7 protein-coding genes and 2 pseudogenes are annotated in these 9,897 nt (G+C 31.9%); 8 read left to right on the forward strand and 1 reads right to left on the reverse strand.

The genetic code is table 11. From position 1 onward, the window contains the following. Nucleotides 1–132: 132 nt before the first annotated feature. The 7 genes and pseudogenes from G0Q09_RS14115 to G0Q09_RS14145 form a co-directional block, all read left to right on the forward strand. Nucleotides 133–801: pseudogene (locus G0Q09_RS14115) on the forward strand (gluconate 5-dehydrogenase); the annotation flags it as partial. 14 nt (nt 802–815) lie between these two features. Next, entirely contained in the window at nt 816–2,213 is a 1,398-nt protein-coding gene (uxaC, locus tag G0Q09_RS14120) for a glucuronate isomerase (RefSeq protein ID WP_219035359.1), read from the forward strand. A gap of 8 nt (nt 2,214–2,221) precedes the next feature. Beyond that, complete coding sequence (locus tag G0Q09_RS14125; protein WP_219035360.1) at nt 2,222–3,229, forward strand: sugar kinase; 1,008 nt, start codon at nt 2,222–2,224, stop codon at nt 3,227–3,229. Between the two features lie 2 nt (nt 3,230–3,231). Continuing rightward, nucleotides 3,232–3,906: a bifunctional 4-hydroxy-2-oxoglutarate aldolase/2-dehydro-3-deoxy-phosphogluconate aldolase gene (locus G0Q09_RS14130; RefSeq protein WP_219035361.1), complete on the forward strand. Its 675-nt coding sequence runs from the start codon at nt 3,232–3,234 to the stop codon at nt 3,904–3,906. Nucleotides 3,907–3,950: 44 nt separating this feature from the next. Then, nucleotides 3,951–5,471, forward strand: coding sequence for an MFS transporter (locus G0Q09_RS14135; protein WP_219035362.1), 1,521 nt, complete (start codon nt 3,951–3,953; stop codon nt 5,469–5,471). Between the two features lie 19 nt (nt 5,472–5,490). Continuing rightward, the gene (locus G0Q09_RS14140; protein WP_219035363.1) at nt 5,491–6,948 is read left to right on the forward strand and encodes a tagaturonate reductase; all 1,458 of its coding nucleotides are present in this window, start codon (nt 5,491–5,493) and stop codon (nt 6,946–6,948) included. Nucleotides 6,949–6,957: 9 nt separating this feature from the next. Next, the gene (locus G0Q09_RS14145) at nt 6,958–8,571 is read left to right on the forward strand and encodes a UxaA family hydrolase (protein ID WP_219035364.1); all 1,614 of its coding nucleotides are present in this window, start codon (nt 6,958–6,960) and stop codon (nt 8,569–8,571) included. 1 nt (nt 8,572) lies between these two features. Here G0Q09_RS14145 and G0Q09_RS14150 read toward each other — a convergent pair whose 3' ends face one another. Next, nucleotides 8,573–9,595 carry a LacI family DNA-binding transcriptional regulator gene (locus tag G0Q09_RS14150; protein WP_038330468.1) on the reverse strand — a complete coding sequence of 341 codons (1,023 nt, stop codon included), beginning with the start codon at nt 9,593–9,595 and terminating at the stop codon, nt 8,573–8,575. Between the two features lie 162 nt (nt 9,596–9,757). On the opposite strand from G0Q09_RS14150, the pseudogene G0Q09_RS15275 reads away from it, so the two are divergent. Next, a pseudogene (locus G0Q09_RS15275) lies at nt 9,758–9,897 on the forward strand (IS982 family transposase); the annotation flags it as partial.

Raw genomic sequence — 9,897 nt, forward strand, 5'->3', positions numbered from 1 at the left:
TTTGCCTTGATTTTGTTTTGATAAGATCTTGACGATCTGAACTTCTGTAAAATTGCTTTGTTTCATAATTATCCCTAAGTTAATAAACTATATTTTTAAACGTTCCGGTTTTTAGGGAAGATTACAATTACAAGTACAACTCCTTCAAAATTAGAAGAAGCTTTACAATATTATAAAAGTAAAGGATTTACTGCAACAGGATATATTTTTGATGTAACTGATCAACCACAAGCAAAAGAACAAGTTGAATTGATCGAAAAGAATCATGGTAAAATTGATATTCTTGTGAATAATGCTGGAATTATAAAACGCGTTCTTGCGGTAGATATGAATGTCGAAGATTTCAGAAAAGTTATCGATGTCGATTTAGTTGGTCCTTTCATCATGTCGCAATTGGTTGCAAAAGGAATGATTGAGCGTAAAACTGGAAAAATAATTAATATTTGTTCGATGATGAGCGAATTGGGACGAGACAATGTTTCTGCCTACGCTTCGGCAAAAGGTGGATTGAAAATGTTAACGCGCAACTTAGCTACAGAATGGGCAAAACATAACATTCAAGTAAACGGAATCGGACCTGGTTATTTTGCAACTTCACAAACAGAGCCGATTCGTGTGGACGGAAATCCTTTCAACGAATTTATTATCAACAGAACGCCGACTGGTCGTTGGGGAAATCCCGAAGATTTAGCTGGAACAGCGGTTTTCTTAGCTTCGGAAGCGAGTAATTTTGTTAATGGACAAATCATTTATGTCGATGGAGGAATTTTAGCAACAATAGGTAAACCATCAAACGAGTAAAATTTAAATATTATATGAAATCATTTATAACTGATACATTTTTATTACAAAATAAATATGCCGAGGAATTGTATTTCAACTATGCTGAAAAACTTCCTATTATAGATTATCACAATCATTTATCGCCAAAAGATATTGCAGAAAATAGAGTTTTTGAAAATATTTCGAAAGTTTGGATTGCTGGAGATCATTACAAATGGCGTGCAATGCGAACGTTAGGAATTAACGAAAATTGCATCACAGGAAATGCTTCTGATTTAGAAAAATTTGAAGCGTGGGCGAAAACGGTTCCTCATACGCTTCGAAATCCTTTATTTCACTGGACTCATTTAGAATTAAAACGATATTTTGGAATCGATGAATTATTGAACGAAAATAACGCAAAAGAAATTTTCGAGAATACTTCCGCTCAATTACAACAAGCAGATAAATCTTGTCAAGGTTTATTAAGTTTAGTAAATGCTGAAACGGTTTGCACAACTGAAGATCCGACAGATACGTTAGAATATCATATAACGTTAAATAAAAGCAATTTCAAGACAAAAGTTAGTACAGCTTTTCGACCAGATAAAGCGATTCTAATTGAAAATCAGGATTACAATTCTTACATCAATAAACTTTCTGAAGTTGTTGGTTTCGAAATTAATTCGTTCCAAAACTTGAAAGATGCGTTATATAATCGAATTGAAGCGTTTAATGCAATCGGTTGCAAAATTTGTGATCATGGTTTGAATAATATTTCTTACGTAGAATTTACTGATATTGAAATTAATACAATTTTCGAATCAAAAAGAAATAATCAGCCGTTAAATCATACTCAAATCGAGCAATTCAAAACTGCCCTACTTCTATTTTTAGGGGAAACATATCACCAATTTGGATGGATTCAACAATATCATTTAGGCGCACTTCGAAATAACAATGCTCGTATGCATCGTATTTTAGGTCCTGATACAGGTTGGGATTCTATCGGAGATTTTAAACAAGCGGCTAATCTTTCTAAATTCTTAAATAGACTTGACGGAAATGATAAATTAACAAAGACAATCATCTATAATTTGAATCCAGCTGATAACGAAATTTTCGCAACAATGATTGGAAATTTCAATGATGGAAGCGTAAAAGGAAAAGTGCAATTTGGTTCGAGTTGGTGGTTTTTAGATCAAAAAGATGGAATCATCAAACAACTAAATGCCCTATCTAATATGGGGTTAATAAGTTGCTTTATTGGAATGTTAACAGATTCAAGAAGTTTCTTATCTTTCCCTAGACATGAGTATTTCAGACGAGTAATCTGTAATTTATTCGGAGAAGAAATGGCAAATGGCGAATTACCAAATGATATTGAATTAGTTGGAAAAACAATATCAGATATCTGTTATTACAATGCAAAAGAATATTTTGATTTTTAGATTTATTTATGAGCAATAATATTTTGACTTTTGGAGAAGTTTTAATGAGAATTTCTCCATCAAATCATAAAACTTTGCAACAAAGTAAAGAAGTAGAATTCTTTTTTGGTGGAACAGAAATGAATGTTGCAGCTTCTTTGTCTACTTTTGGTTGTAAAACGCAACACATCTCAAATGTTTCGAATGATTTTGTTGGAGATGCAGCTATTTCCTACATGAAAAGTCTAGGAATTGATGTTTCATTTATTAAAAAAAATGAACATCCACTTGGATTATATTTTTTAGAAGTTGGTTCTGATGTCAGACCAAGTCGTATCGCTTATAACCGATTAAATGGTTCTTTTTCAAATATAAAACCAAACGAAGTTGATTGGAATAAAGCCTTAGAAAACTGTAACTTTTTTCATTGGACAGGAATAACACCTGGAATTTCAGAATCTGCTTATCAAACTTTAAAACAAGGTTTACAATTCGCTTATTCCAAAGGTATTCATATCACAACTGATCCTGCTTACAGAAGTAATTTATGGAATTACGGTAAAAAAGGACAAGATATTTTGAAAGAATTAATCGGATATTCAACCATTTTTATTGGAGGTGTTAATGAAATTAATGAAATTTTAGAAACAAACTTCTTAACGGATAAAAATGGGTTTATTGAAGCTTCTAAAACATTGATGAAGGAAATTCCATCAATTCAAAAAGTGTTTGATAAAATTAGAATTGGAATTAATGCAAGTTCGCAAGCAACACAAGGTAGAGCTTGGATTAACAATGAATATTTAGAAACAGAAGAAATTCATATCAACCATGTCGTTGATAGAATTGGAACTGGCGATGCATTTGCTGCAGGTTTGATTTATGGTTTGATTAATCACGATGATCAATTTGCTTTAAATTTTGCAAACGCAGCTTGCGCAATGAAACATACTATTTTAGGTGACACAAATTTAGCTTCTGTTGATGATATTTTAGAGTTAGTTAATGGAAATTTTGGAGGAAGAATAAAAAGATAAAAATGGCACGATTTACAAGAATAGAAGTCGCTTTAAAAGCAAAAGAAACTGGAATTGTTCCTGTTTTTTACCATCAAGACATCGAAATTTCTAAAAAAATTATAAAAGCTTGTTACGATGGTGGCGCAAGATTATTTGAATTTACAAACAGAGGCGATTTTGCGCACGAAGTTTTTTCTGAATTAAATAAATATGCGGCAAAAGAATTACCTGAATTAATCTTAGGAATAGGTTCTGTTTTAGACGCATCAACTGCTGCATTATATCTACAATTAGGAGCAAATTTTATTGTTGCACCTTCATTAAATCCTGAAGTAGCAAAAGTTTGTAACCGAAGAAAAGTAGCTTGGATGCCTGGTTGTGGATCTGTATCGGAAATATCTTTAGCAGAAGAATTAGGAGCTGAAATCATCAAAATATTTCCAGCAAGCCAAGTTGGAGGGCCAGATTTTATAAAAGCTGTAAATGGACCAATGCCTTGGACGGATATTATGCCAAGCGGAGGTGTTATGCCTACAAAAGAAAGCATAGCAAGTTGGATAAATGCTGGCGCTTATTGTGTTGGAATTGGATCACAATTGTTCACAAAAAATTCATCTAATGAATATGATTACTCACAAATTGAACGAACAGTTGGAGAATCAATACAAATCTATAAAGAATTAAAAAATATATGATTTAAAGGAAGAAGTCAAAATAATAAATCACAAAAACACACTAAATGAAGAACGAAACTTCCATTAAACCAAGTAGTTTTAGATGGACTATTTGCAGTTTACTATTTGTTGCCACAACCATAAATTACTTAGATCGTCAAGTTTTATCATTAACTTGGAAAGATTACTTAGTTCCAGAATTTCACTGGAATAATAATGATTACGGAAATATCACCGCTCTTTTTTCAATATTTTATGCTGTAAGTATGTTATTTGCGGGTCGATTTATTGACAAAATGGGAACTAAAAAAGGTTTCTTATATGCTATTGCAATTTGGTCGATTGGTGCATGTTTACACGCTTTTTGTGGAATTGCAACTGCAGGATTTATTACAGATAACTGGCTTATTGGATTTGCTGGAGCAAAAGAAATCTTAGAAAAAGTAAGTGACACCTCATTAATTATTTCAACAAGTGTTAGCTTATTTATTTTTGCTCGATTAATTTTAGCAATCGGTGAAGCAGGAAATTTCCCTGGAGCAATCAAAGCTACAGCCGAATATTTCCCGAAAAAAGACCGCGCGTTTGCTACAAGTATTTTCAATGCTGGTGCTACTGTTGGTGCATTAGCTGCTCCTCTTACAATTCCATTTATTGCAAAATCGATGGGTTGGGAAATGGCTTTTATCATCATCGGTGCATTAGGATTTATTTGGATGGGATTTTGGATTTATTTGTACCAAGAACCACACAAACATCCAAAGGTTAATAGTGCTGAGTTAGAATATATTCAACAAGATATAGAAGAAAATACAGGAGTATCTACAGAAGGTAGAAAACTAAGTTTTTCTGAATGTTTTAAATACAAACAAACATGGGCTTTTATCTTCGGGAAATTTATGACAGATGGCGTTTGGTGGTTCTATCTTTTCTGGACTCCAGCCTACTTAAGCTCAGTCTACAAGATGGACAGTACACAAAGTGCCTTACCTTTATTTGTTCTTTACATCATCACATTACTTTCAATTATTGGAGGATGGTTACCAAAATATTTTGTTGATAAATTAAATATGAATCCATATTCAGGAAGAATGCGCGCAATGTTAATTTTTGCTTTCTTTCCATTATTGGCATTATTAGCTCAACCTCTTGGTGCAACCTCTTTTTGGGTTCCTGTAATTATCATCGGTATTGCTGGAGCAGCACATCAAGCTTGGTCTGCAAATATTTTCTCTACTGTTGGAGACATGTTTCCTAAAAGCGCTATTGCTACAATAGTTGGAATCGGTGGTATGGCTGGTGGAATTGGTTCTTTTTTGATCAACAAATCATCAGGAGTTTTGTTTGATTATTCGCACAAAAACTGGACAACTATCGATGGTACACCATTATTAGAAAAATATCCTCAATACATTAACGAAAGATTACCAGAAAATTTACTTTCAGATCTAGAAAAATCAGGAGCAATTATAGTTGATGGAATCAATAAAGGTTATATGATCATTTTTACAATTTGTGGAGTTGCATATTTAACAGCATGGATTGTCATGAAAATATTAGTACCAAAATACAAAGTGATTAAATAATCAATTTAAATTCAATAACTTGAAAACAAAATTAAATAAAAAACTATATCATCAAGAAAATGAACTTCCTATAAAAATTATTCAATTTGGAGGTGGGAATTTTATGCGCGCTTTTACAGACTATGTAATCGATAAACTGAATAAAGATGCCAATTTTAATGCAGGAATCGCAAACATAAAAGTTACGCCTTCTGGAAGTTCATTTCATACTTTTGAGGAACAAGATAATTTGTACACTTTATTTATTCGAGGAATTAAAAAAGGTGAGTTGATTGATGAAAATCGTGTTATTTCTGCGATTCAAAAATCGATTAATCCTTATAAAGAATACCAAGATTTTTTGAATTTAGCGAAAGAGGAACAATTGGAATTTGTTTTTTCTAATACAACAGAATCTGGAATTGTATTTGATCCTTCAGAAGATAAATTAGAAAATGCTCCACACGAAAATTTTCCTGCAAAATTAACTGCGTTCTTATATGAAAGATATCTTTATTTTAATGGAGATACTGACAAAGGTTTAACAATTATTCCATGTGAATTAATTGAGAATAACGCCATTATTTTGAAAGATTATATTTTAGAATACGCTAAATTATGGAACTTAGAAAATGAATTTATTACTTGGATTAACACTTCAAATAAATTTCATAATACATTAGTAGACAGAATTGTACCTGGATTTCCAAAAGATGATTTAGAAAGCTACACAAATCAGTTAGATTATGAAGATGAATTGATTGTCGTTTCAGAAGCGTTCTTATTTTGGGCAATTGAAGGCGATGAAAAATTGGAAGAAAAAATTCCTTTTAGTAAAGCAAATGAACAGATTTTGCTTGTCAAAAATATAGCACCTTATCGTACTTCTAAAGTTCGAATTTTAAATGGCGCTCACACTTCAATGGTTCCTTTTTCTATTATGTTAGGTATAGAAACTGTTCGTGATGCAATCGATAACAAAGTAGCTGGAGATTTTATTAAAAATATTATTTATAATGAAATCATTCCTATCCTTGATTTACCAGAAGAACAATTAAAAGAATATACAGAAGATGTTTTAGATCGATTTAGAAATCCTTTTATCAAGCACTATTTATCGAGTATAGCGTTAAATTCTATCTCTAAATTCAAAGTTCGTGTTCTTCCAAGTTTATTAGATTATGTAGAGAAATTCAATCAAATTCCGAAAGGAATTACATTTTCTTTGGCTTGTTTAATTCGTTTTTACAAAGGTGATTGGAACAATGAAGAATTACCTATAAATGATGACGAAGCGATTATAAGTGAGTTCAGAAATATTTGGAAAAACAATGATTATCAACAAATAAGTCATTCTGTTTTGAAGAATATAAATTTCTGGGAACAAGATTTGACAAAGGTTAATCAATTAGAAAATGAAATTGAAAAAGCTCTTCGGCTAATTGATGAATATGGAATTGAAAAATCTTATGAAATATATAGCAACCAAACGATTTAAGAGAAAAAAATGCAGAAAAAAGCTATAAAAGTTAATCCAACGGATAATGTAATTGTTGCATTAGTTGACCTAAAAGTAAATGAAATTGTGGTCGTTGATAATGCTGAATATGAAATTCAGAAAGATACGAATGCGAAACACAAGTTTGCTGCAATAGATTTTGTAGAAAATGACACGATTACGATGTATGGTATTACTGTCGGAAAAGCCGTTTGCAACATAAAAAAAGGTGAAGTTATTACGACTGAAAATGTAAAACATCAAAGTTCTAAAGTCGAAAAGAAAACAGCTACAACGTCATGGACTCCTCCAAATATCGATAAATGGAAAGACAAAACATTTATGGGATATCACAGAGAAGACGGACAAGTTGGAACGGAAAATATTTGGTTGTTTTTTCCTTTGGTTTTTTGCGAAAATAGAAATGTTGAAATTTTGAAAGATGTTTTCGAAAAAGAATTATTATTCGAAAAACCATCAAAACATCAACTGCTTTTACGTTCGTTAATTCAGAATTCTGATGAAAACGAGCAAGACACAGATGAAGAAGACACTAGAGTATTCAAAAATATTGATGTTAAATTCGTTACACATCAAGGAGGTTGTGGCGGAATTCGACAAGATGCTGAAGCTTTAGGAAGATTGCTTGCTGGATATGTAAACAATCCGAATGTCGCTGGTGTAACAGTCCTGAGTCTTGGGTGTCAGAATTTACAAGTTGATATTTTTAAAGAAGCTTTACATAAAATCAATCCTGATAATCAAAAACCAATTATCGTTTACGAGCAACAAAAATCTGGAACAGTTGATAATATGTTGAACGGTATTATTAAAGATTCGTTCGAAGCAATCAAAAAAGCCAATGAAATTGAACGTAAACCAGCTCCATTATCTAAATTAGTTTTAGGATTAGAATGTGGAGGATCAGATGGTTTTTCTGGTATTTCTGCTAATCCAACCTTAGGCTATTTATCAGATATTATGGCTGCAATTGGAGGTGCTACCATTTTGTCCGAATTTCCCGAATTGTGCGGAGTTGAACAAGAATTAATCAATCGTTGTGTGAATGAAAAAGATGCCGAAAGATTTTTACAATTAATGAAAGATTTCGAAGATTCTGTTGTTGCCGCTGGTTCTGGATTTGACATGAATCCTTCTCCTGGAAATATAAAAGATGGATTAATAACAGATGCGATGAAATCTGCTGGTGCAGCTAAAAAAGGGGGTTCCTCTCCTATTCAAGATGTTTTAGATTATACAGAATATATCAAAAAACCTGGTTTAAATTTGCTATGTACACCAGGAAATGATGTTGAATGTACAACTGCATTAGTCGGAACTGGATCTAATATCGTCTTGTTCACTACAGGTTTAGGAACGCCTACTGGAAATCCTGTTGCCCCTGTTGTAAAAATTTCTTCGAACACAGCATTACAAGAAAAAATGCCTGATATTATCGATTTTAATACGGGAGAAATCATTACTGGAAATAAAACAATTGAAGAAACCGCTAACGAACTTTTAGAATTTATCATAAAAGTTGCAAGCGGTGAAGTCAAAGTAAAAGCTAAGATTTTAAATCAAAACGATTTTATCCCTTGGAAAAGAGGCGTTTCTTTATAACCTATTTTCTTTTCGAAGATTTTCGAATATGAATTTGAGGATTTAAAACAACCTTTTTTTCTATGCTTATCCCTGAAAAATTTTCGTTCATATATTCCAGAAATACTTGAGCGGAAATTTTTCCCATTACATCTGGTGTCTGATCTACACTACTAATAGGTAATTCCATATATTGCGTAAATGGCTCATTACTAAAACCTATTATTGCAACATCTTCAGGAATGCTTATATTTTTCTTTTTCAATTGTTGACAAGCTCCCAACGCTGCATAATCACTGGCCGAGAAAATACCATCTGGTGGCGATGATAAATTCCATAATGTTTTTATTGCTTCAACCCCATCTTCTATCGAACTTTTAATTGAAAAAACATATTCTTCTTTAAAAGCTAATTTATTATCTTTCAATGCATCGATATAACCATTGTAACGATTCTGATAAATCTCTAAACGCAAATCTCCAGATAAATGACAAATTCTACGACAACCTTGTTTAATCAAATGCTCGGTTGCCAAATATCCACCCTTATAATCATCAATTGTTACAGTACTGATTCCTGCAATATCTTTTTTACGGTCAAAAAATATGATTGGAGTATTAGATTCTTTTGCAGTTTCTATGTGCGAAATATCTTCCGTCGTTTTAGAAACAGACATAAAAATACCATCAACCTGTGCATTCAATAATGTATTTAGTTGTTTTCTTTCTAAATCTACATCTTCGTGACTTTGACAAATAATAACATGGTAACCATGTGGAGACAACTCCTCTTCTATCCCACGAATTAGAGATGAGAAAAAATTTGTATTAATATAAGGAACAATAATCCCAATATTATTTGTCTTCCCACTTTTTAGAGCCTGCGCTAAAGTATTTTGTTTGTAATTAAGCTCTTTAGCAGCTTTCATAACCAACTCTTTCGTTTTCTGACTAATTTTAGGATGATCGTTTAAAGCCCTCGAAACGGTAGCAGCACTAATATTCAATTTTTCAGAAATATCATATATTGTAGCACTTTTTTTCATAATAAGGTAAAATTCAAGTTCGTTATCAAGATTCGGTAAATATAAATTAAATCTCAATAGTATTATATAGTAATGTACCCGTTGTGCATTTTGATTAATAAAGAATAAAGTTGTTCATTTGATTGAAAATCAGTAAATTGTTTTAACTACAAAACATTTACAATGAACAACTTACTTGCAAATTACGAAAGAATATTGGAAGTTCTTCGAAAAATATCAACAGATACACTTTTAATTTATCAACGTAGAAGACCTAAACTTTTTGATTTAGAACTCATCAGTCTTGTCTTAACAGCTGAATT

This window comes from Empedobacter falsenii, from assembly GCF_019308355.1.
In the GTDB taxonomy this organism is placed as follows: domain Bacteria; phylum Bacteroidota; class Bacteroidia; order Flavobacteriales; family Weeksellaceae; genus Empedobacter; species Empedobacter falsenii_B.